This is a genomic window from Xanthomonas sp. BRIP62415 (assembly GCF_003993515.1).
Lineage (GTDB): Bacteria > Pseudomonadota > Gammaproteobacteria > Xanthomonadales > Xanthomonadaceae > Xanthomonas > Xanthomonas euroxanthea.
Window position 1 is genome coordinate 495978 of record NZ_QEZH01000023.1, and the last position, 21780, is coordinate 517757.

Genomic DNA, 21780 nt, shown 5'->3' on the forward strand with positions numbered 1-21780 from the left:
CCGATTTTACCTTGACCAGCACGGACCTGCCCGCATGCGGCTCAGCGGTTGCGCAACAGGTCGCCGTAGACCACGTCATCGCCGCCGCTGCGCGCCGGGCCGGGCGCGTCGTACAGCACCAGCCAGCTGGGCGTGTCGCCGGCCAGGTGCCCGGGAAGGTTGCAGATCGCCTCGGCGCGGTCGCTGTCGGTGCCGTGCGGCAACACCGCCGATTCCAGCAACTCGTGCTGAAAGCGCACCGGTGCCTGGTTGGCAGCCAGCACGGTACGTGCGTCCGGCCATTTGAACAGGCGGATTTCGCCATTCAACACCATGGTCGGGCCGGCCAGCAGGTACAGGTCGTCGCCGGAATAGTGCAGGTCGCGGATGCCCAGCCCGCCCAATTGCAGGAAGTGCTTGCGCAGCAGCGTGCCGTCCTCGTCCAGCGGCGCCAGCCGCAGGTGGTCGCCATGCGCCTGGACGCGGATCTCCAGCAGCGCCGACCAGCCGCGCAGCACCGGCCCGCGCAGGCCCAGCAGCAAGCGCTCGCCGTCCACCACGATGCCTTCGATGTCGAAGCCGTTGTCCTTGCCGGGAATCTTCATGAACGGGCCAAAATGCGGATCGTCGGCCAGCAGCTCGGTGAGCTGGTTGTGTTTGGCATCGCCCTTGAGCCGCAGCGCGCGACGGCCATCGGCGGCTTGGCGCACCAGGCGCGGAGTGCCGTCGGCATCGCGCTCGATCGGCAGGCAGGCCAGCAGGCGGCGGTTGGCGTCGAGCTTGAGCTTGGTCAGGCGTTTGGCGTTGTCGGCATCGTCGCGACTGCGCTTGGCGTTCTTGCGCTTGAGCCCATGCGAGCCGACCACCCACAGGTAGCCGTCCGACAGCGCCATGCCTTCCAGATCCGCCTCCTCGGCCGCCTCGCCGGGCAGGTCCAGCAGCTCGGCCAGCGCAAAACTCTGCCCCTGGCCGAAGCGCAGCGTCTCGCGCTGCACCGGCTCGAGCCTGCGCAGGCGATCCACCGCGCAGGCTTCGTCGCCGGCCACCCACAGCCAGTCGTCGGTAAACGCCGCGCCGGACAGATTGCTGTGCACCAGCGCGCCGGGCGCGAACTCGAGACGGACGCTGTGTGGAATCAGGGTTTTCTTGGCCATGGGAACCTGGTGGGCGATGCGGGTGACGAATCAGGGAACAGCAGAACGCTCGAAGCGTACGCGAGCCGTTAACAGGCAACGGCGGCGCTCGCGCGGCGATGCACGCCGCAGTGGCTGGATGGCCGCGCGTGTCAGTCGAAGGAGGCCAGCGTGGCACGCGCGAGGTGAGCGCCCGATTGACCGACCCAATCGCGGTCGTTGGCGACCTGGGCCTGCGCGCGGCTGGCCTCGAAGGCGAAAAAATCCAGCTCCGCATACGCCCACACGGTACTGCCCTGGGTCTGCGCCAGCACGCCGTCGGCCGGGAAGCCGACATCCATCGGGGCGAACACCGCCGCTTCGCCGGTATTGACGTCCAGCGCCGGGCTCCACGGCGCTTGCCCGGCCGTGACCGATTGCGCGACGAATACGCGGTTTTCCAGCGCGCGCGCCAGGCAACCGACGCGCACCCGCATCGCGCCGGCGGCGGTGTCGGTGCAGCTGGGCACGATCAGCAGCCGCGCGCCGGCCTCGTACTGCGCGCGCACCGGCAGCGGGAACTCGCTGTCGTAGCAGATCGCGATCGCTGCACGCACGCCATCCAGCTCGAACACCTTCACCGCATCGCCCGGCTCGATCAGCCCGGTAGCCTTTTCGAAGCCGGTCAGCTGCAGCTTGTCCTGCCAGCCGTGCCGGCCGTCGGGCGTGAACCAGTCGCTGCGGTTGCGGTAACGGCCCTGGCCCAGATCCAGCAGGAAGCTGCCGGCAACCAGATGCAGCTGATGCCGGCGCGCCAGGCCGGCAAACAGCTTCAGCCACGGCGCACGCAGCGCCTGGATCGCCGCCAGCGACTCGGGCAAGCCGGCAGAAATCTGCGTGCCGAAGGTCGCGCCCAACTCCAGCGACAGGTATTCCGGCAGCACCAGCAGGCGCGCGCCGGCGGCGGCCGCCTCGCCCACCAGCGCGGACTGGCGTGCGGCAAAGGCGGCGAAGTCGGCGGGTTTGCCGATCGGGTATTTGGCGACGGCAATTTTCATCTGGCAGCCTGGTTGCGATGGATCGATGACGTAAGAAGCGAATCGGTCACGGCGGCAATGCCCGCGTCCACACCCGCAGACTGTGGTCGATCTCGCCGTGTTGCAACTCCGCCCACGCCAGCTGCACGCGCATGTCCGCTTGCGGTGCATAGCCGCGCTTGCGCCAGAACACATCGTTGGGTCGGTAGTCGGCAGGTTTGCGCGGATCGTCTTGCGCACGTTCCACCGAGCAGAACGCAGTGAGCGCGAAGCGCCCCAGTGCACGCGCATGCGCCTCGCGCCGGTCGAAGAAGGCGTGACCGATCCCCTGGCCGCGATACGCCGGCAGCAGCACCGATTCACCGAAATAGAACACGCTGGCCGGATCGATGCCGGCCGCGCGGAACGGCGCATGGAAGGCTTCGCTGTCGTCGAGCAGCGGCAGCCCGGTGGAGGCGCCGATCACCGCATCGCCATCGCGTGCCAGCACGAACACGCTGTCCGGCGAGGCCGCATACGCGGCCAGGTAGCCGCGTTCGTAATCGGCATCGCCGTCATACAGGTACGGCCAGGCGCGGAACACCGCGATGCGCAGTTGCGCCACCGCAGCCAGATGCGGCAGCACCTGCGTGCCGCGCACCGTTTCGACGATCAGGGAGGAGCCGCTCATGCCGGCCATGGTAAGCCAGCCTGGCGCCGCGGCGCTGCCGGGGTCAGCGCAGCCAGCGGCCGTTGACCGCGGCCGGGGCCACCGGCTGCTGCCACAACAACCACACCGCCGCCTCCTCGCTGGCCAGCAGCACGCCGCGCAGTGCATCGGTGCTGCGCGCCCAGTAGCTGCCGTTGCTCAACCGCTGCCATGGCCCGTAGCCGCGCTGTCGCGCGCTGTCTGCCGGCACGTCCTGCCGCTGTGCCGCCTGCAGGAATCGGCTGCCATCCAGGCGCAGTGCCTGCGCGGTGCCTGGATGCAGGCGCAGGCCGATCACCCCGCGGCGTCCGTCGCGGTGCAAGGGCAAGGCCGACAACGGCGAAGCTTCCCAGGCCTGCGGCAGCGCTGCGGGAAGCAGCGCCACCGTGTCGATCCCGGCGGGCAGCAAGCGCTGCGCCCGCCGGTGCAGCCATGCGTGAGCGAACATGCCGGCCTCAGCGCAGGCTGTTGCCAAGCTCGTACCAATCGAGCTTGCGGGTCACCCACATGATGCTGGCCAGGATGCCGAACAGCAGCAGCGATCCCATCAGCAGCGCGTTGTCTTCGGAGATCAACAGGCTGTAGAGCACCCCGTACAACGCAGTGAGCATCACCGAGAACCCGGCTGCGCGCGCCCAGCTGCGCAACACCCCGGACAGGTAGAAGAACTGCAGGCCGATACACGCCGCGGCCGACACCAGGTACGCCTGCCAGAACGCGATGTGCTCGGAAAGGCTCAGCAGCAGCAGGAAGAAGATCGCCAGCGCCAGCCCCACCAGCAGGTACTGCAGGGGATGGATCGGCAGACGCTTGATCAGCTCGAACAACACGAACGCCACGAAGGTCAGCACCACGAACAGGATGCCGTACTTGCTGGCCCGGTCGGCCTGGGTGTACACGTCCACCGGGTCGACCAGCTGCACTTGCAGCGTATCCAGCGACGACTGGCTGGACTGCAGCTGGGTCTGCGCACCGGTGGCCAGCGAGGACAACGACCAGCTCGCATTGAAACCACGCGCGCCGATGGTCGGCGCATTGGGCAGGAAGCGCCCGCCGAACAGCGGATGCGGCCAGGCCGAGCGCAGCGCGATGTCGTTGTTGTCGGCAATCGGCGCGATCGCCAGGCTGCGGGTGCCGTCCAGCACGAAGGACATCTCCACCAGATTGTCTTCGCCCAGCGTGCCGGCCAGCGCATCGCCCAGCGGCTGCAGATCGGCGTGGATACCGGCCGAGCGCGCCGCCAGGCCGCCTGCCCCGCTCTCCAGCGGCAGTGTGCGCCCGTCCACGCGCAGGCTCGGCGTGCCGACCAGGCCACGCACATCGGAAATACCCACCGCCAGATGCGGCTGGCCATAGCGACGACCGTCCACGGCCGGATAGGCGAACGGCTCGAACTCGGCCTTGAGCCTGGCCTTCCACGCATACACCTGCACGCGGAACAGGCCGATCCTGCGCTCGGACGGGGTCAACTCGCCGCTCAGGCTGAGCGTGCGCGGGGTCTGCAGCAACTGGCCGTCGCGCTTGCGCCAGACCTTGCGCGGATTGCCCTGCTCGTCGGGCTCGGTGACCTGCACATCCTCGGTAAACGGCAGCACCCGCACCGGCGCGATGAACTGCTGCTCGCCGGCCTTGCTCTGCGCCACCCGCTCCACCGCCTCGTCGCGGTAACGCGCACGGTCCTGCACGGTGCCGCGGATCAACAGCAACGGAATCAGCAGCAACAGGATCAATCCGCCAATGGTGGCGAAGCGCAACAACAGTTTCAGGGATTTCATCGACCATCCTCATTCGGGGAGGTGGCCAGGGTGCGATGCGCCGGTGTCGGGGGTTTGAGGCGAAGTTGAAGCGAATGTGAAGTGGGCGATCGGCAGGATCGGCGACCGGCACTGTGACCCAGTTAGGAAAATGCAGTGTTCGCCCTGCAAAACTGCAACCAAGGCCCAGGACGTGCTTCCGTTGCATCGCCAAGGTTTCGCATCACCGGCGCGCGCCTGGCCGCCAGGCGCAACGATGCGCGTGCAGTTGCGCATCACGGGGCCATCGCTTTTTTCGAGTCTGTATTGATCACGGCGTTCCAGTGCCGTCGTTTCGCCGCGTCCTCCTTCAACTTGCGCGCCGCATCGGCGGTGTCGCACGCGTATGCCCGCCTGCCGGCCGTGGTTCCAGAAGTGCGCACCACTGCATTCCTCTTTCGCCTGGAGTTTGCCTTCCATGAACAAGCAACGTTCACTCAGCCTCTGCCTGCTCGCTGCCCTGAGCCTGTCCTCCGCCGCCGCACAGGCGGCAATGCACGGGATGGGTCTGAAACCCTCGTCATTGATGCAGCCGGTCACGCCCTTGTTCGGCATTGCCAGCGCCGCCAGACCCCTGCCCGCCACGGTGGACCTGACTGCCTGGGCCATCGCGCCAGGCGACCAGGGCCAGGTGGGATCATGTGCGTCATGGGCAACCGCCCACACCCTGACCGGTTGGTACGCCAACGCCAGCAAGCAGGCGCAAACCCGCTTCGCCCCGATGTATCTCTACAGCCAGGTCAACAACGGCGTCGATGAGGGCTCCACGCTGGAAGCGCCGCTGGACGTCGCGCTGGCGCAGGGCATCGATACCGAGCAGCATTACTCGTGGGGCAACTACAACTGGAAGAATCCGCCCACCGCAGCCGACCGCGCCAACGCTGCCAAGAACCCCACGCCGTACCGCAAGTACACCGTGCTGTACTCGGGCGACGGCAATGGCGGGCGGGCCCTGATCGAACAGATCAAACTTGCGCTGGCCTCGTCCACGCCGGTGGTCATCGGCTTCTATGTCCGCCAGGGGTTTGAAGACCTCACGCCGAAGAACCAGGTCGACTACGACATCAAGACGCCGATCCTGGGCGGGCACGCGGTGGTCGCGCTGGGGTACGACAGCGACGGGCTGATCGTCGAAAACAGCTGGGGCAACGAATGGGGCAACAAGGGCTTTGGCAAGCTGTCCTGGTCGGTGGTCGCCAAGGACGTCATGGTGGCCGACGTGGTGCACTAGCACACAGCGGCTGCGCACCGTGATGCGCGGCCGACACGGGGGCGGCATGTGCCCTGGCGCATGCCGCTTCAGTGCACCGCGATGCGGGCGCCATCGGCTCCGGCCTGTGCACATCTGGCATGCAATGCGGTCCAGAGCTGCCAACAAACCTACTGCGCAGCCGCCAGGCGGGCGCGGACGGCGCGCGGAATCTTCGCGTACCACTGGTCCACTCCGGTTGCTCCGCGCCGTCCGCACCCACCTGACGACTGCTCGCTACGGATTGTCAGCCGCGCCTAGCCGATGGGCAGGCGCAGCGTCGCGATCGCACCGCCACCGTCCCGATTGTCCAGTGTCGCCTCGCCGCCGTGCAGGCGCGCGACTTCGCGTACGAACGGCAGGCCGAGGCCGGAGCTGCGTTGTCCGGTCTGCGGGCGGGCCAGCGAATAGAACCGCTCGAACACCCGTTCCAGTGCGTAGTCCGGCACGCCGCTGCCGCGGTCCTGCACCACCAGTTGCACCTGCCCCTTCAGCACCTGCGCACGCAACTGGATGGTGCTGCCCTGCGGTGAAAACGCGATGGCGTTTTCCAGCAGGTTGATCAGCGCCTGGCGCAGCAGGAATCCATCGCCGAGCACATACTGCCCGCGCGCCGTGTCGGAGCCGGCATCGCTGTCCAGCCGCACGCCGGCCGCTGCCGCGCGCGGCAACACGGCGTCCATTGCCGCCTGCAGCAGGCCGGCCACCGCGACGCGCTCGCGCGTCTGCAACCAGCCGTGCTGCTCCACCTCGGCCAGCGCCAGCAGCTTGTCGATGGTTTCGGTCAGGCGCAGCTCCTGGGCGCGGATGCTGGCGACGAAGTGCTGGCGATCGGCTTCCGGCAGTGGCTCGCTCAACAGTTCGGACGCACCGCGGATCGCCGCCAGCGGGCTCTTCATCTCGTGCGTCAGCGACTGCACGTACTGCTCCACGTAGGCCTTGCCTTCGAGCTTGCGCCGCATGCGTTCCAGCGCCTGGCCCAGGTCGCCGATTTCATCGCCGCGCGGTTTTGGCGGTGCCACCGGAAGGCCCGCGCTCACCGCCTGCGCGTAGCGATTGAGCCGGCCGATCCCGCGCATCAGCCACCAGGTCATCCCGATGCCGATCAGCGCAGAAATGCCGATCAGCCAGGCCCCGCGCTGCAGGATGTTGCGCTGGCTGGCCTCGATGAACGGGTCGATGCTGCGATTGGGCTGCGCCAGCGTCAGCACGCCGATCAACGTGCCCGGGTCATTCGGCGCATAGATCGGTGCGGCCACATGCATCACCGTGGCGGCCGGGTCGCCATCGACCTCGGGGCTGGAACGCGCGCCGTACTCGCCGCGCAAGGTGCGATAGACATCGTTCCAGCGCGAGTTGTCGCGGCCCACGTCACGGCCCAGCGAATCGAATACCACCACCCCGCGCGCGTCGGTCACGGTGACGCGGTAGGCCACATCGTTCTTGCGGAACCGCCACACCCAGGCCTTGGGGTCGCGCCGCTGCGCCTGCGCCACGTTGCGCGCAAAGCTGCCGCTGGCGATGCTGCCGGCAGCCAGCTCGCCGCTGGCCATTTCCGCCAGTACGTTGGCCGCGTCCACCAGCGTGGATTCCATCGCCTGGCGCACGCCCGGCTTGACCTCGTTGACGAACACCCGCATCACGAAGAACGCGGCCAGCCCGACGATCAGAAAGAAGCCCAGGAACAGCTTGAGACCGAGCCGCATCTCAGGCCCCGGCCCGGAGAACAACGCCACGCCTGCACTCGCCCATGGCTACAGCTCCAGCGCGTAGCCGAGGCCACGATGGGTGCGGATCGGGTCGGCCGGCACGCCGGCCTGGCGCAGCTTGCCGCGCAGCGTCTTGATGTGGGTATCGACGGTGCGGTCGGCGCTGTCGGCGCTGGCGTCCCAGCCGCGGTCCATCAGCTGCGCGCGGCTCAGGATCGCACCGGGGCGCTGCAACAGCGCCGACAGCAGCGCGTACTCGTAGCGGGTCAGCGGCAGCAGCGCATCGCCGTAGCGGATGCGGCTGCCCTCCCGATCGATCGCAAACGCGCCATGCGGCTGCCAGCCCGGCTCCGCCACGGCGGCCTGGTTGCGACGACGCAGCCGTGCGCGCACCCGCGCCACCAGCTCGCGCGGGGAGAAGGGCTTGGCCATGTAGTCGTCGGCGCCCAGTTCCAGGCCGAGCACGCGGTCGATCTCGTCATTGCGCGCGGTCAGGAAGATCACCGGCACATCGCTGAAACCGCGCAGCGTGCGGCACACCTCGAAGCCGTTGATGTCCGGCAGGCCCACGTCCAGCACCACCACATCGGCCGGGTCGGCGCGCAGCCGCGCCAACGCGTCGCGGCCCAGCAGGCAATGCTCGGGCGCATAGCCTTCGCTGCGCAGCGCGTACAGCACGGTATCGGCAATGGCGGCTTCGTCTTCGACGACGAGCACGCGGGCGGGGGACTCGGACATGGCGCGCAGCATAGCCGCATGCTGGCGCGGCCCGTACACTGCCGCGATGAACTATCGCCACGCCTTCCATGCCGGCAACCATGCCGACGTGCTCAAGCACATCGCCTTGCTGGCGCTGATCGACACCCTCAAGCGCAAGGACACCCCGTTCTTCGTGCTCGATACCCACGCCGGACGCGGGCGCTACCAGCTCGGCGGCGAAGAGAGCCGCAAGACCAACGAGGCCGATGCCGGGGTGATGCGGCTGATGGCCGAGTCGACCCTGCCCGAGGTGGTGGAACGCTATCTGCGCGCGGTGCAGGCCGACAACCAGACCATCGCCCGCCCGGCCACGCCCGGCCAGAAGCCGGCGCGCGCCACCGCCGGCATCCAGATCAACCACTATCCCGGCTCGCCGCTGCTGGCGGCGCAGGCACTGCGCGAGCAGGACCGCATGGCGTTCTGCGAATTGCAGCCGGAAGAGGCCGAGGCGCTCAAGCGCCTGTTCGCCAGGGACAGCCGCGTGCGCGTGCATGCCGGCGATGGTTACGAGGCGATTCGCGCCTTCGTGCCGCCACGCGCGGGCGAGACCAGGATCGGCCGCGGGCTGGTGCTGATCGACCCGCCGTACGAATCGCAGGATGCAGAGTACCCGCAGGTCATCCACAGCGTGCGCGAGACCCTGGCGCGCTGGCCGCAGGCGATCTGCATGGTGTGGTACCCGATCAAGCTGCGCCGCAGCCTGCAGCCCTTCATGCGCAAGGCTGCCACGCTGCCGGCCAAGTCGGTGCTGGTGGCCGAGCTGCAGGTGCGCCCGGACGACTCGCCGCTGCGCCTGACCGGCAGCGGGCTGTTGATCGTCAATGCGCCGTGGCAGTTCGACCAGATGCTGGCGCCCGCGCTGCCGGTGCTGAAGCAGCATCTCGGCGAGGCCGGTGCTTCGACCCGGCTGGAGTGGCTGCGCCAGGACGCCTGATTCGCCGGCGCCAGACGCCTCCTCGTGCTGGCAAACGCGGCTGCATACTCACGACTGGATCACGGTATCGCTCGGTACAGTGATGAGGGAAGCACTGCCACCCCCTGACGGCCCCCAGCGGCGCACCGGATTCATTCACGGTTGTGCGCTGGGCGGGTGCCAGAATCTTCCGATCTTTAAGGAACACCGGTCATGGCCATTCGCAATCGCATGCCTCCCTGGCATGAAAACTTCAGTCTGCCCAATGGCCGCACGCTTCTGCTCCGCCCGATCCGTCCAGAGGACGGTCCGCCGCTGCAGGGCGCTTTCAGCCTGTTGGGACCAGAGGAAATCCGCGCGCGGTTCGTGCGCTCCTCCGCCGAAATCACCCCGGAGATGGTGCAGCGCCTGACCCATCCCAACCCCAAGAGCGAAATCGTGCTGGTGGCCGCCGAGCAGCTGCCGCCGGGTGAAGCCCTGGTGGGCGCGGTCGCGCGTGCGGCGCTGGTGCCGGGCACCCGCCAGGCCGAGTACACCATCCTGGTCAGCAGCTTCGTCGCCGGCCAGGGCCTGGGACGGCAGCTGATGCGCAAGCTGGTCAAGTGGGCGCGGCGCAAATACCTGGATTGCCTGTTCGGCGACGTGCTGCAAAGCAATGTGCCGATGCTGCAACTGGCCGAGTCGCTGGGCTTCAAGCCGCAGCCGCATCCGGATTCGCCGGAGTTGGTGCGCATGGTGCTGGAGCTGGATGCCTGAGGGGCTGGGATTCGGGATTCGGGATTCGGGATTCGGGATTCGGGATTGGGGATTGGGGATTGGGGATTCGTGAAGCGGCTTGGGCGGTTGGTCTGCGACTTGGTTGCAGGGCCCTTGCCCGCCCACCATCGCGGGACACGCCGCAAGTACGTCCCTGTAGGCTCTTACGCGGCATCCATGCCGCGTAAGGTCCCGCGACGGTAGGTGGGCAAGGACCTGTCGGGATGGTCGGTGTGCACGGTTAAGAGCAGCAGCGGTGTCCTGCTGTTGGGGCGAGGACGCGTCAGTCCGTCTCCCAACGGAAGCCGAGCAGCGGGCAAGCTTTCAACGAGTCAACCAGCCAACTGTCTGGTGCGGTGCCCTCGCCGGTTGCGGGACCGTGTGGCGGCATGGATGCCGCCACCGAGCCCCCAGGGATGGGTTCACGGCGTGTCCCGCAAGCGGTGAGGGCACCGCGCGCCCGACGACCTGGGGCTTTTGGATTCAAGCATCTGATTGCGACTGAACGACCCCAGTTTTTCGAAGCCTCAATGGCGTTAGGCATTACGCTTCAGAGGCCCCAGTCATGCGGGTGGATGAGTTGCAGGGCGGTTGGGCTGTGACTTGGTTGCAGGGCCCTTGCCCGCCCACCATCGCAGGACACGCCGCAAGTACGTCCTTGTAGGCTCTTACGCGGCATCCATGCCGCGTAAGGTCCCGCGACGGTTGGCGGGCAAGGACCAGTCGAGATGGTCGGTCTTTTGCAGCAGTCGCCCATGCGATAGCTCAAGCGTAGAGCGGCTGATCTGCTACCTGGCTGCAGGGCCCTTGCCCGCCCACCGACGCGGGACACGCCGCAAGTACGTCCATGTAGGCTCTTACGCGGCATCCATGCCGCGTAAGGTCCCGCGACGGTGAGCGGGCAAGGACCAGTCGAGATGACCGGTGTGTTTGGTAAGAGCAGGCACCGGGATCTGCTGTTCCGACAAGGAAGCGTCCCATAACGCTGACCGATCAACGGATACGCCCTTTAAGCAACCAACCAGCCAACTGTCTGGTGCGGTGCCCTCGCCGGTTGCGGGACCGTGTGGCGGCATGGATGCCGCCACCGAGCCCCCAAGGATGGGTTCACGGCGTGTCCCGCAAGCGGTGAGGGCACCGCACCCTCGACCGACTGGGCTTTTGACTGGGCTTTTGACTGGGTTTTCGATTGGGCTTTTGACTGCGCTTGCGACTGCAACTGGTCCACCGGCGTGCTGGCCCAGGCGGTGCCCGGTACGAGCAAGTCGATAGCTAAGGCAGGACCGTGCAGCGCGCTTCTGCGCAGGTGGCCCGACGCCGGCTTTCACGCCGGATGGACCGGGCCTGGTGGGTGCTCTGATAAAATTGCCGGCTGATGCCGTCGCCAACCACCTTCCCCTCTCCGCCGCTGCCCAAGTCCGGCCAGCTCCGCGCCTATTGGCGCGCTCCGTCTTCGCCGACTGCGCTGGCCTGGTCGATCGCAAGGGCTGCCGAGGCGCATGCCGGCCCGCTGCTGGTGATCGCACGCGACAACCAGAGCGCGCATCAGATCGAGGCGGATCTGCACGCCTTGCTCGGCGAGCACGCCACGTTGCCGGTGGTGCCGTTTCCCGATTGGGAGACCCTGCCCTACGACCAGTTCAGCCCGCACCCGGAAATCATCAGCCAGCGCCTGGCGGCGCTGCATCGGCTGCCCGCGCTGACCCGTGGGGTGGTGATCGTGCCGGTGCAGACGCTGATGCAGCAGCTGGCACCGCTGAGCTATATCGTCGGCGGCAGTTTCGATCTGAAGGTCGGCCAGCGGCTGGATCTGGATGCGGAAAAACGCCGGCTGGAAAGCGCCGGTTACCGTAACGTGCCGCAGGTGATGGACCCGGGCGATTTCGCGGTGCGCGGCGGCCTGCTCGACGTGTTTCCGATGGGCGAAGCCACGCCGTTGCGGATCGAGTTGCTGGACGAGGATATCGACTCCATCCGTGCCTTCGACCCGGAATCGCAGCGCTCGCTGGACAAGGTCGAGGCCGTCAAGCTGCTGCCCGGCCGCGAAGTGCCGATGGACGATGCCAGCGTGGAGCGCGTGCTGGCCTGCCTGCGCGAGCGTTTCGACGTGGACACCCGGCGCAGCGCGCTGTACCAGGACCTGAAATCGGGTCTGGCGCCGTCGGGCGTCGAGTACTACCTGCCGATGTTCTTCAGCAAGACCGCCACCTTGTTCGATTATCTGGACAAGCGCGTGTTGCCGCTGGTCGCCACCGGTGTCTCCAATGCGGCCGATACGTTCTGGGCGCAGGCACAGGACCGCTACGAACAGCGCCGCCACGACGTGGAACGCCCGCTGCTGACGCCGGACGAGCTGTATCAATCGCCGGACGCCTTGCGCGAGCGGCTCAACAAGCTGGCGCGCATCGAAGTCTGGGCCAGCGATCATCCGCGCATCGACGAGGCCGCCGCCCTGGGCGACCAGCCGTTGCCGCCGCTGCCGGTGGCGGCAAAGGACGCGCCGGCCGGCCAGGCGCTGTCCTCGTTCCTGGGCCATTACCCCGGCCGCGTGCTGGTGGCCGCCGATACCGCCGGCCGTCGTGAGGCCTTGATGGAAGTGCTGGCCGCCGCGCAGCTGAAGCCGGAGGTCGTTGCCGACCTGCCCGCCTTCCTGGCTGCCACCAAGCTGCGCTTCGGTATCACCGTGGCGCCGCTGGAAGACGGCTTTGCGCTGGACACCCCGCAGATTGCGGTCCTGACCGAGCGCCAGCTGTTTCCCGAGCGCGCCAACCAACCGCGGCGCAGCCGCCGGGTCGGGCGCGAGCCGGAAGCGATCATCCGCGACCTGGGCGAGCTGTCCGAAGGCGCGCCGATCGTGCACGAAGACCACGGTGTGGGCCGCTACCGCGGGCTGATCGTGCTCGATGCCGGTGGCATGCCCGGCGAGTTCCTGGAGATCGAATACGCCAAGGGCGACCGCCTGTACGTGCCGGTGGCGCAGCTGCATCTGATCAGCCGCTATTCCGGCGCCTCGGCCGAGACCGCGCCGCTGCATTCGCTGGGCGGCGAGCAGTGGACCAAGGCCAAGCGCAAGGCGGCCGAAAAGGTCCGCGACGTGGCGGCCGAATTGCTGGAGATCCAGGCGCGCCGGCGTGCCCGCGCCGGGCTGGCCTTGCAGGTGGACCGGGCGATGTACGAGCCGTTCGCGGCCGGCTTTCCGTTCGAGGAAACCGGCGACCAGCTGGCCGCCATCGATGCGACCCTGCGCGACCTGGGTAGCAGCCAGCCGATGGACCGCGTGGTCTGCGGCGATGTCGGCTTCGGCAAGACCGAGGTCGCGGTGCGCGCCGCCTTTGCCGCCGCCAGCGCCGGCAAGCAGGTTGCCGTGCTGGTGCCGACAACGCTGCTGGCCGAGCAGCATTACCGCAATTTCCGCGACCGCTTCGCCGACTACCCGATGAAGGTGGAAGTGCTGTCGCGCTTCAAGAGCACCAAGGAAATCAAGGCCGAGCTGGAGAAGGTGGCCAGCGGCGAGATCGACGTGATCATCGGCACGCACCGGCTGCTGCAGCCGGACGTCAAGTTCAAGGACCTGGGCCTGGTCGTGGTCGACGAAGAGCAACGCTTCGGCGTGCGGCAGAAGGAAGCACTCAAGGCGATGCGCGCCAACGTGCATCTGCTCACACTCACCGCAACCCCCATCCCGCGCACGCTCAACATGGCCATGGCCGGGCTGCGCGACCTGTCGATCATCGCCACCCCGCCACCGAACCGGCTGGCGGTGCAGACCTTCATCACTGCCTGGGACAACGCGCTGCTGCGCGAGGCCTTCCAGCGCGAGCTCAGTCGCGGCGGGCAGCTGTACTTCCTGCACAACGATGTGGAAAGCATCGTGCGCATGCAGCGCGAGCTGTCCGAACTGGTGCCGGAAGCGCGCATCGGCATCGCCCACGGGCAGATGCCCGAGCGCGAGCTGGAGCGGGTGATGCTGGATTTCCAGAAGCAGCGCTTCAACGTGTTGCTGTCGACCACGATCATCGAGTCGGGCATCGACATTCCCAACGCCAACACCATCATCATCAACCGCGCCGACCGCTTCGGCCTGGCCCAGCTGCACCAGCTGCGCGGCCGCGTCGGCCGCTCGCATCACCGCGCCTACGCGTATCTGGTGGTGCCGGACCGGCGCTCGATGACCTCCGATGCGGCCAAACGCCTGGAAGCGATCGCCTCCATGGACGAGCTCGGCGCCGGCTTCACCCTGGCCACGCACGATCTGGAAATCCGCGGCGCCGGCGAGCTGCTGGGCGAGGACCAGAGCGGGCAGATAGCCGAGGTCGGCTTCAGCCTGTACACCGAGCTGCTGGAACGCGCGGTACGCAGCATCCGCCAGGGCAAGCTGCCGGATCTGGATGCCGGCGAGGAAGTCCGCGGCGCCGAAGTCGAGCTGCATGTGGCCTCGCTGATTCCCGAGGATTACCTGCCGGACGTGCATACGCGGCTGACGCTGTACAAGCGCATCTCCAGCGCACGCGATGCCGATGCATTGCGCGAATTGCAGGTGGAGATGATCGACCGCTTCGGCCTGCTGCCGGACCCGGTCAAGCACCTGTTCGCCATTGCCGAGCTCAAGCTGCAGGCCAATGCGCTGGGCGTGCGCAAGCTGGACCTGGGCGAGAACGGTGGCCGGCTGGTCTTCGAGGCAAAACCGGCGATCGACCCGATGGCGGTGATCCAGATGATCCAGAAGCAGCCGAAGATCTACACGATGGACGGCCCGGACAAGCTGCGCATCAAGCTGCCGCTGCCGGAAGGCGCGGACCGCTTCAACGCCGCGCGCGGCCTGCTGACGATGCTGGCGCCAAGATGAGACCGCGCTGCGGTCGGCTGCGCCTGCCATGGGCGCCGCGCCCGGCCTGGAAGACGCCAGGACGCGCCGACCGCGTTGCAGGCACTGCGTAAAGTGGCGCCGATCCAATGCGGCACCTCCGCTAAAGCCCATGCTCCTTGCGCTGCCGGTGCAGGAGGCAGGCGACCTGTCTGGGGCGTCTTTGCTGCAGCCGCCGTGCACCCGCTCACGCCGCAGGCACTCAAGAAGTCGGCGGGAATGCGGCGATCTGTCCTGCGGGACTGTCCAGGACATTGGTGCCCTGAGCCTGCTTGCGACAAAGCTGAGCAATTAATGCCCAGGCAGTGATGGCCTTCTCAATTTCGTCACTGCACTGAATTTGGCCTAAATATTCCTGTCACGCGCCGATACCTGCATGGACCGGCGTGATCTCCGTGTGCAGCACTGCCCACACAAGCCCACGCCGGAGCGACCTTCTTCCGCGTCATGGCACGCAACCGTGCGCCATCGCATCGCTTGAGGCATCAATGAACACGCCACTGTCCGATCTACCCGCGCCGCTGACGCTTGCCCTGGAAGGCGAGATGACCATCCGTCGCGCTGCCGAACTCAAGCCGCTGCTGCAGCCGGCCTTGCTGCATCCGGGCGGGCTGCATCTGGACCTGGGGGCGGTCAGCGAGATCGACACCACCGGCCTGCAGTTGCTGCTGGCGACCAAGCAGGCGATCCAGGCCGACGGCCGGCCGTTCTCGCTGACCGATTCCAGCCGCGCGGTGGTTGATGTGATCGAACTGCTCGGCCTGCTCGAAGCGCTGTACCCGCATGCGGTTGCGGGTCTCGGCGAACGCATTCACTAAGGAACCGGCGACACGCATGGACATGAACCAGCTGATGCAGACCTTCCTGGCCGAAAGCCGGGACCTGCTCGAAGACATGGAACGTCACCTGCTCGAAGCCGAGCGTGGCGAATCCTCGCCGGATGCGGTCAATGCGATCTTCCGTGCGGCGCACACCATCAAGGGCTCGGGTGGATTGTTCGATCTGCCGCAGCTGGTCGGTTTCACCCACGTCGTGGAAAGCGTGCTGGACCTGGTGCGCGACGATGCGCTGACGCTGAGCTCGGAACTGATCGCGCTGCTGCTGGTGTGCTGCGACCACATCCACGCCCTGGTGGAAACCGCGGCCGATCCGGCACACGCCGATGCCGACGCCCTGACTGCAGAGGCCGAGCCCCTGCTGGCGCAACTGCAGACCTACCTGCAGATCAGCGCCTGCGGTGTCACTGCCACGGCCGTCCAGCACAACACCCCGGAGAAACAGAGTGGTTACTGGCGCATCACGCTGAAATTGTTCGCCGATGCGCTGCGCTACGGCAACTCGCCACTCAAGCTGATTCGCAACCTGCGCGGGCTGGGCTCGGTCGAGTCGATCAATACCGATGTCAGCGGGCTGCCGAGCTTCGAAGCGCTGGATCCGGAAGCCAATTACCTGGGCTTCCGGATCCTGCTGCGCAGCGATGCCGACCGTGCCGCGATCGAGGACGTGTTCGAGTTCGTACGCGAGGACTGCGACCTGGAGATCATCTCGGTACCGGCACCGATGGACGCCAGCGCCGTGCTTGCAGACGAGCCGGTCATGGCTGCGGCCGCGCCGGTTAGCGGCGTGCTGGCGGGCGTGCCGGCCGCAGCGTCGGCACGCCCGCAGCAGGACACCGGCGCACGCAACGCCGACGCGCGCTCGATCCGCGTGGACGCCGACAAGCTCGATCGCATGATCGATCTGGTCGGCGAACTCATCATCGCGGTGGCCGGCACCAATGCCAACGCGCAGCGCACCGGCGATGCACAGCTGCTGGAATCGGCCTCGATCCTGGCCGGCCTGGTGGAAGATGTGCGCGAAAGCGCCCTGCAACTGCGCATGGTCAAGATCGGCGGCACCTTCAGCCGCTTCCAGCGCGTGGTGCACGACGTGGCGCGCGAACTCGGCAAGGACATCGCGCTGGTCGTGGCCGGCGAAGACACCGAACTGGACAAGTCGGTGGTGGAAAAGATCGGCGACCCGCTCACCCATCTGGTGCGCAACGCCATGGATCACGGCATCGAACCGGCGGAGGTGCGCGTGGCACGCGGCAAGCCGGCACGCGGCACCGTGGGCCTGAATGCCTATCACGATTCCGGCAGCATCGTCATCCAGATCACCGACGACGGTGGCGGTCTGAATCGCGACCGCATCCTGGCCAAGGCGCTGGAACGCGGCCTGATCGAGCCGGGCCGCCAGCTCAGCGACCGCGAGGTATTCGCGATGATCTTCGAGCCGGGCTTTTCCACCGCCGAAAAGGTCACCAACCTGTCCGGCCGCGGCGTGGGCATGGACGTGGTCAAGCGCAACATCACCGCGCTGCGCGGCACCGTGGAGATCGACAGCACCGCAGGCCTGGGCACCACCATTTCGGTGCGGTTGCCGCTGACGCTGGCCATCATCAACGGCTTCCAGGTCGGCGTCGGTAAATCGGTGTTCGTGGTGCCGCTGGACGTAGTGGAGGAATGCGTGGAATTCACGCCCGACTACGGCAGCGACTACATCGACCTGCGTGGCAGCGTGCTGCCGTATGTACGCCTGCGCGCACTGTTCGCGCTCGGCGGCAAGACGCCTGCGCGCGAGAGCATCGTGGTGATCCGCCAGGGTACCCAGCGTTTCGGCCTGGTCGTGGACACCTTGCTGGGCGAATGGCAGACCGTGATCAAGCCGTTGTCCAGGGTCTTCGCACAGGTCAAGGGCATCAGCGGTTCGAGCATCCTGGGCAGCGGCGATGTCGCGCTGATTCTCGATGTACCCAGCCTGCTGCAGCAATTGCATCCAAACCAGGACGCCCTGGCGGCCTGAGTCACCACACAAGCACTCCCCACATCACCGCCTCGTTCGTTGTTCCCTGACCCCAGGAAGCTGCCGCCATGTCACACCGTCTCCCGATCGCCACGCAGTTGTGGTTCACCGCCGCCCTCGCCCTTGCCTTGCCTGTCGTGGTGGTGGTCGCCGGCTTTGCGCTGACGCTGTCGCACGGCGCCCTGCTCGCCGCCAGCGTCCTGGCCGCACTCGTCAGCGGTGCGTTGCTGCTCCATGCGATCCGCATCGCGACCGGCTCGCTGGAGCTTGCCACCACCACGCTGGATGCATTCGCGCGTGGCAACTTCGCCGTCGCCCTGCCGCAGCTGCGCGACGAGCAGGCCTGCGAGGTGCTGCGTGCGCTGCGCAAGGTGCAGAGCACCATCGCCCAGGTCAACCAGGAGATCAACCGCGTCTGGCAGGAACACGACGCCGGCGAGATCGACGCGCGCATCGACGTGGCACGCTTCGATGGCGATTTCCGCACCACCGGCGAAGGCATCAACCGCCTGGTCACCAACCATATCGCGGTCGAGAAGCAGCTCATGGCCTGCGTGGCCGAGTTCGGCCGCGGCAACTTCTCCGCCGAGCTGGAACGCCTGCCGGGCAAGAAGGCCCTCATCAACGAGATCGTCGAGCAGATCCGCGGCAACCTCACCGGCATGGTCGCCGAGGTCAACCACATGGCGGCCGAGCACGATGCCGGCGATATCGACGTGGTCATCGACACGCAACGTTTCGCCGGCGATTTCCGCCGCATGGCCGAAGGCATCAATGCAATGGTAGCCAGCCACATCGCGGTCAAGAAACAGGCCATCGCCTGCGTGGCCGAGTTCGGCCGCGGCAACTTCACCGCACAGCTGCCGTTGCTGCCGGGCAAGAAGCGCTTCATCAACGAGACCCTGGAACAGGTGCGCGGCAACCTCACCGGCCTGATCCGCGAGATCAACCACATGTCGGCCGAACACGAAGCCGGCGATATCGACGTGGTCATCGACAGCAGCAGCTTCGACGGCGATTTCCGCAGCATGGCCACCGGCATCAACCAGATGGTGGGCGCGCATATCGCGGTCAAGAAGCTGGCAATGGGCGTGGTGGCCGAATTCGGCCGCGGCAACTTCGAGGCACCGCTGGCGCAGCTGCCGGGCAAGAAGGCCTTCATCAACGACACCGTGGAGCGTGCGCGCGGCAACCTGCGCAGCATTTCCGAGGTGATCCAGGTGATGGGCGCGATGGCCGACGGTGACCTCACCCACACCGTGGAAGGCCGCTACGAAGGCGCCTTCGCCGACATGCAGCGCTACGTCAACACCACCATGAGCCGGCTGACCGAGATCGTCGATGAGGTCAACCGCAACGCCGAGAACCTGGCCAGCGCCTCCGAACAGGTCAGCGCCACCGCACAGGCGCTGGCGCAGGCCGCCAGCGAACAGGCGGCCGGGGTGGAAGAGACCAGCGCCTCGCTGGAACAGATGACCGCCTCCATCGCGCAGAACACCGAGAACGCGCGCGTCACCGACAGCATGGCTGCCAAGGCTGCCAGCGAGGCGGCCGATGGCGGCGACACCGTGCGCGCCACCGTGGTGGCGATGAAGGACATCGCCAGGAAGATCGGCATCATCGACGACATCGCCTACCAGACCAACCTGCTGGCGCTCAATGCCGCCATCGAGGCCGCGCGTGCCGGCGAACATGGCAAGGGCTTTGCGGTGGTGGCGGCGGAAGTGCGCAAGCTGGCCGAGCGCAGCCAGATCGCCGCGCAGGAGATCGGCGAGGTGGCCGGCTCCAGCGTGGACCTGGCCGAAAGCGCCGGCCGCGTGCTCGGCGAGATGGTGCCCTCGATCCGCCGCACCTCCGACCTGGTGCAGGAAATCGCCGCGGCTTCCGAAGAACAGACCGCCGGCGTCAGCCAGATCAACACCGCCGTCGGCCAGTTGAACCAGACCACGCAGTCGGCCGCCGCCAATGCCGAAGAACTGGCCGCCACCTCGGAAGAAATGAGCGCGCAGGCCGAACAACTGCAGCAGTTGATGGGCTTCTTCCGGCTCGGCAATGGCGCGCGCGCGGCGGCATCGCCCAGCAACAAGCCGGGCCCGCGCCGGATCGCACCGCACGGCAGCAGCACCGCAATCAGTGCACCGCCGCGTCGCAGCAACGTGCGCCAGTTCAGCGCGGTGGCAGCCACCGCCGATGCGATCGACGAATCGCAGTTCGCCAGCTTCTGAGGACACGACGATGCAACCGCACAGCGCAGCCAGCACCATGCCAACCGCCGTCGCGCCGCCATCGACGGCGCCGCAGCAATACCTGACCTTTGTGCTGGGCACGGAGATGTTCGGCCTGGGCATCCTCGGCATCAAGGAAATCATCGAATACCGCATGCCGACCGACGTGCCGATGATGCCGCCGGCCCTGCGCGGGGTGATCAACCTGCGCGGCGCGGTGGTGCCGGTGGTGGATCTGCAGCAGCGCTTCGGCCGCAATGCCAGCACGATCACCAAGCGCAGCTGCATCGTGATCGTGGAGATCGCCCATGGCCACACGCATCAGGTGCTCGGCCTGTTGGTGGATGCGGTGAGCGAAGTGCTGGAGATCGCGCCCGACGCCATCGCCGACGCGCCCAGTTTTGGCGCCGGCATCGCACGCGAATGCATCCATGCGATGGCCAGGATCGGCGAGCGCTTCGTGATCCTGCTCGACGCCGATGCGGTGCTGGGCAACGACGCACTCGCCCAGCTGCCTGTCGCCGAGCTGGCAGCCTGACATGTCCAGCCTGCACGCAAGGACTCCCATGCGCCCCACCCTTCTCTCCTGCAGCTGCGCGCTGGACGGCCCGGTACTGGTCGTCGACGACAGCGTGGTCCAGCGCGAACACGCGATGGCGCTGTGCCGCCAGCTCGGCGCCGTCGCCGTCGACGGCGCAGTCGACGGCCACGCCGCGCTGGCCTGGCTGAGCAGTGCAGTGGCCCCGTCGCTGCTGCTGATCGATCTGGAAATGCCGGGCATGGATGGCGTGCAGCTGCTGGATGCGCTGGCACGCGGCAAGTACAGCGTGCCGGTGGTGGTGGTCTCGCAGCGCGGCGGCGCCCTGATCGATGCGGTGATGCAGCTCAGCCGCAGCGCCGGCGTGCGCGTGCTCGGCGGCATCGAAAAGCCGATGCATCTGCAGGACCTGGCCAACGTGCTTGAGTGCGAGCCGGGACTGGCCACGAACGCGCCCGCGTTTGCCCAGGCGGCGATCTCGCCGCTGATGTCCAGCGGCGGCGCGGCTGCCTCGCGGCTGGACCGGGCCATGCGCCGCGGCGAAATCCGCGTGGCCTACCAGCCCAAGCTCGATCTGAAGGATGGTCGCCTGCGTGGCGTGGAAGCGCTCGCCCGCTGGCGCCGCCCGCAAGGCGACATGATCGGGCCGGACCGCTTCATTCCGCTGGCCGAACGCGAGGGCCTGATCCATGCCCTGACCCAGCAGGTGATCGACATGGCAGTCGCGCAACTGGTGGACTGGCGCGCAGAAGGCCTGGAGCTGAGCCTGGCGCTGAACCTGTCGCCCAACCTGCTCGGCGAGCAGGGCTTTCTCGAACAGCTGTGCGGCAAGCTGGGCGACAACGGCCTGAGCCCTGCCGATCTGGTGCTGGAACTCACCGAAAGCGCCATCGTGGAGCCGGCCAATGCCTTGAGCATGCTGGCGCGCCTGCGCCTGCACGGCTTCGGCCTGTCGATCGACGACTACGGCACGGGGTTTTCCTCGCTGCAGCGCCTGGCCAGCATTCCCTTCACCGAACTCAAATTGGATCGCAGCTTCGTGCATGCCGCACATCGCAGCCGCAGTCAGCGCACCGTGCTCGAATCCACGCTGGAACTGGCGCACCGGCTCGAACTCACCGCCGTGGCCGAAGGGGTGGAAACGCCGGAGGACTGGCGCCTGCTGCGCGAGCTGGGCTGCGATCTGGCACAGGGCTACCTGATGGGCTCGCCGATGCCCGGGCCGATGCTGTCGGAATGGTGGCGCGAACACACCGTGCGCATCGCACGCCTGTGCGGTAACGCGCTGCCCAGCGATGCGGATGTCGCCTGACC

The 21780-nt window shown here is 67.4% G+C and carries 17 protein-coding genes and 1 other RNA gene; 10 read left to right on the plus strand and 8 right to left on the minus strand.

Annotated features, from left to right (window positions below):
• Positions 1–41: 41 nt before the first annotated feature.
• The 6 genes from EO141_RS09835 to EO141_RS09860 all read right to left on the minus strand — a co-directional run bounded on the left by EO141_RS09835 (position 42) and on the right by EO141_RS09860 (position 5029).
• A complete protein-coding gene (locus EO141_RS09835; protein WP_126945219.1) occupies positions 42–1133 on the minus strand; it encodes a DUF3616 domain-containing protein in 1092 nt (363 codons plus the stop codon).
• Positions 1134–1264: 131 nt separating this feature from the next.
• Positions 1265–2149, minus strand: coding sequence for a carbon-nitrogen hydrolase family protein (locus EO141_RS09840; RefSeq protein ID WP_127169083.1), 885 nt, complete (start codon positions 2147–2149; stop codon positions 1265–1267).
• A gap of 46 nt (positions 2150–2195) precedes the next feature.
• A complete protein-coding gene (locus tag EO141_RS09845; RefSeq protein ID WP_127169084.1) occupies positions 2196–2807 on the minus strand; it encodes a GNAT family N-acetyltransferase in 612 nt (203 codons plus the stop codon).
• A gap of 34 nt (positions 2808–2841) precedes the next feature.
• Entirely contained in the window at positions 2842–3264 is a 423-nt protein-coding gene (locus EO141_RS09850; RefSeq protein WP_127169085.1) for a hypothetical protein, read from the minus strand.
• Positions 3265–3271: 7 nt separating this feature from the next.
• The gene (gene creD, locus EO141_RS09855; RefSeq protein ID WP_127169086.1) at positions 3272–4591 is read right to left on the minus strand and encodes a cell envelope integrity protein CreD; all 1320 of its coding nucleotides are present in this window, start codon (positions 4589–4591) and stop codon (positions 3272–3274) included.
• Positions 4592–4600: 9 nt separating this feature from the next.
• A complete protein-coding gene (locus EO141_RS09860) occupies positions 4601–5029 on the minus strand; it encodes a hypothetical protein (RefSeq protein WP_127169087.1) in 429 nt (142 codons plus the stop codon).
• Here EO141_RS09860 and EO141_RS09865 point away from each other — a divergent pair.
• On the plus strand, positions 5028–5840 hold the full coding sequence (locus tag EO141_RS09865) for a C1 family peptidase (RefSeq protein ID WP_127169088.1): 813 nt from the start codon (positions 5028–5030) through the stop codon (positions 5838–5840). The genes EO141_RS09860 and EO141_RS09865 overlap by 2 nt on opposite strands.
• 195 nt (positions 5841–6035) lie before the next feature.
• A non-coding RNA gene (locus tag EO141_RS09870) (sX9 sRNA) lies at positions 6036–6111 on the plus strand.
• A gap of 4 nt (positions 6112–6115) precedes the next feature.
• Here the strand turns inward: EO141_RS09870 and creC are convergent.
• Positions 6116–7564, minus strand: a complete 1449-nt coding sequence (creC, locus tag EO141_RS09875; RefSeq protein WP_127169089.1) for a two-component system sensor histidine kinase CreC — start codon at positions 7562–7564, stop codon at positions 6116–6118.
• Between the two features lie 48 nt (positions 7565–7612).
• Positions 7613–8317: a two-component system response regulator CreB gene (gene creB, locus EO141_RS09880; protein WP_180496692.1), complete on the minus strand. Its 705-nt coding sequence runs from the start codon at positions 8315–8317 to the stop codon at positions 7613–7615.
• Positions 8318–8351: 34 nt separating this feature from the next.
• Here creB and rlmJ point away from each other — a divergent pair, with 34 nt between their 5' ends.
• From rlmJ to EO141_RS09935, 8 genes are all read left to right on the plus strand, one after another.
• Positions 8352–9260 (plus strand): 23S rRNA (adenine(2030)-N(6))-methyltransferase RlmJ, encoded by a 909-nt coding sequence (gene rlmJ, locus EO141_RS09885; protein WP_119128033.1) that lies wholly within the window; start codon positions 8352–8354, stop codon positions 9258–9260.
• Positions 9261–9452: 192 nt separating this feature from the next.
• Positions 9453–9995: a GNAT family N-acetyltransferase gene (locus EO141_RS09890; RefSeq protein WP_024939889.1), complete on the plus strand. Its 543-nt coding sequence runs from the start codon at positions 9453–9455 to the stop codon at positions 9993–9995.
• Positions 9996–11370: 1375 nt separating this feature from the next.
• Positions 11371–14841 (plus strand): transcription-repair coupling factor, encoded by a 3471-nt coding sequence (mfd, locus tag EO141_RS09905; protein ID WP_127169090.1) that lies wholly within the window; start codon positions 11371–11373, stop codon positions 14839–14841.
• Positions 14842–15347: 506 nt separating this feature from the next.
• The gene (locus EO141_RS09910; RefSeq protein WP_104583126.1) at positions 15348–15677 is read left to right on the plus strand and encodes an STAS domain-containing protein; all 330 of its coding nucleotides are present in this window, start codon (positions 15348–15350) and stop codon (positions 15675–15677) included.
• A gap of 16 nt (positions 15678–15693) precedes the next feature.
• Positions 15694–17703: a chemotaxis protein CheA gene (locus EO141_RS09915; RefSeq protein ID WP_127169091.1), complete on the plus strand. Its 2010-nt coding sequence runs from the start codon at positions 15694–15696 to the stop codon at positions 17701–17703.
• 68 nt (positions 17704–17771) lie between these two features.
• Positions 17772–19928 (plus strand): methyl-accepting chemotaxis protein, encoded by a 2157-nt coding sequence (locus EO141_RS09925; protein ID WP_164739143.1) that lies wholly within the window; start codon positions 17772–17774, stop codon positions 19926–19928.
• 37 nt (positions 19929–19965) lie between these two features.
• Positions 19966–20466, plus strand: coding sequence for a chemotaxis protein CheW (locus EO141_RS09930; protein ID WP_127169093.1), 501 nt, complete (start codon positions 19966–19968; stop codon positions 20464–20466).
• Between the two features lie 28 nt (positions 20467–20494).
• Complete coding sequence (locus tag EO141_RS09935) at positions 20495–21778, plus strand: EAL domain-containing response regulator (protein WP_127169094.1); 1284 nt, start codon at positions 20495–20497, stop codon at positions 21776–21778.
• Positions 21779–21780 lie beyond the last annotated feature (2 nt).

Coding starts and splice junctions, on each gene's coding strand:
- EO141_RS09860 (WP_127169087.1), bottom strand. CDS start 5,029: ATGGAAGGCAAACTCCAGGCGAAAGAGGAATGCAGTGGTGCGCACTTC.
- EO141_RS09915 (WP_127169091.1), top strand. CDS start 15,694: ATGGACATGAACCAGCTGATGCAGACCTTCCTGGCCGAAAGCCGGGAC.
- EO141_RS09890 (WP_024939889.1), top strand. CDS start 9,453: ATGGCCATTCGCAATCGCATGCCTCCCTGGCATGAAAACTTCAGTCTG.
- rlmJ (WP_119128033.1), top strand. CDS start 8,352: ATGAACTATCGCCACGCCTTCCATGCCGGCAACCATGCCGACGTGCTC.
- EO141_RS09840 (WP_127169083.1), bottom strand. CDS start 2,149: ATGAAAATTGCCGTCGCCAAATACCCGATCGGCAAACCCGCCGACTTC.
- EO141_RS09835 (WP_126945219.1), bottom strand. CDS start 1,133: ATGGCCAAGAAAACCCTGATTCCACACAGCGTCCGTCTCGAGTTCGCG.
- mfd (WP_127169090.1), top strand. CDS start 11,371: ATGCCGTCGCCAACCACCTTCCCCTCTCCGCCGCTGCCCAAGTCCGGC.
- EO141_RS09850 (WP_127169085.1), bottom strand. CDS start 3,264: ATGTTCGCTCACGCATGGCTGCACCGGCGGGCGCAGCGCTTGCTGCCC.
- creC (WP_127169089.1), bottom strand. CDS start 7,564: ATGCGGCTCGGTCTCAAGCTGTTCCTGGGCTTCTTTCTGATCGTCGGG.
- EO141_RS09845 (WP_127169084.1), bottom strand. CDS start 2,807: ATGGCCGGCATGAGCGGCTCCTCCCTGATCGTCGAAACGGTGCGCGGC.
- EO141_RS09930 (WP_127169093.1), top strand. CDS start 19,966: ATGCCAACCGCCGTCGCGCCGCCATCGACGGCGCCGCAGCAATACCTG.
- creB (WP_180496692.1), bottom strand. CDS start 8,317: ATGCTGCGCGCCATGTCCGAGTCCCCCGCCCGCGTGCTCGTCGTCGAA.
- creD (WP_127169086.1), bottom strand. CDS start 4,591: ATGAAATCCCTGAAACTGTTGTTGCGCTTCGCCACCATTGGCGGATTG.
- EO141_RS09925 (WP_164739143.1), top strand. CDS start 17,772: ATGTCACACCGTCTCCCGATCGCCACGCAGTTGTGGTTCACCGCCGCC.
- EO141_RS09935 (WP_127169094.1), top strand. CDS start 20,495: ATGCGCCCCACCCTTCTCTCCTGCAGCTGCGCGCTGGACGGCCCGGTA.
- EO141_RS09910 (WP_104583126.1), top strand. CDS start 15,348: ATGAACACGCCACTGTCCGATCTACCCGCGCCGCTGACGCTTGCCCTG.
- EO141_RS09865 (WP_127169088.1), top strand. CDS start 5,028: ATGAACAAGCAACGTTCACTCAGCCTCTGCCTGCTCGCTGCCCTGAGC.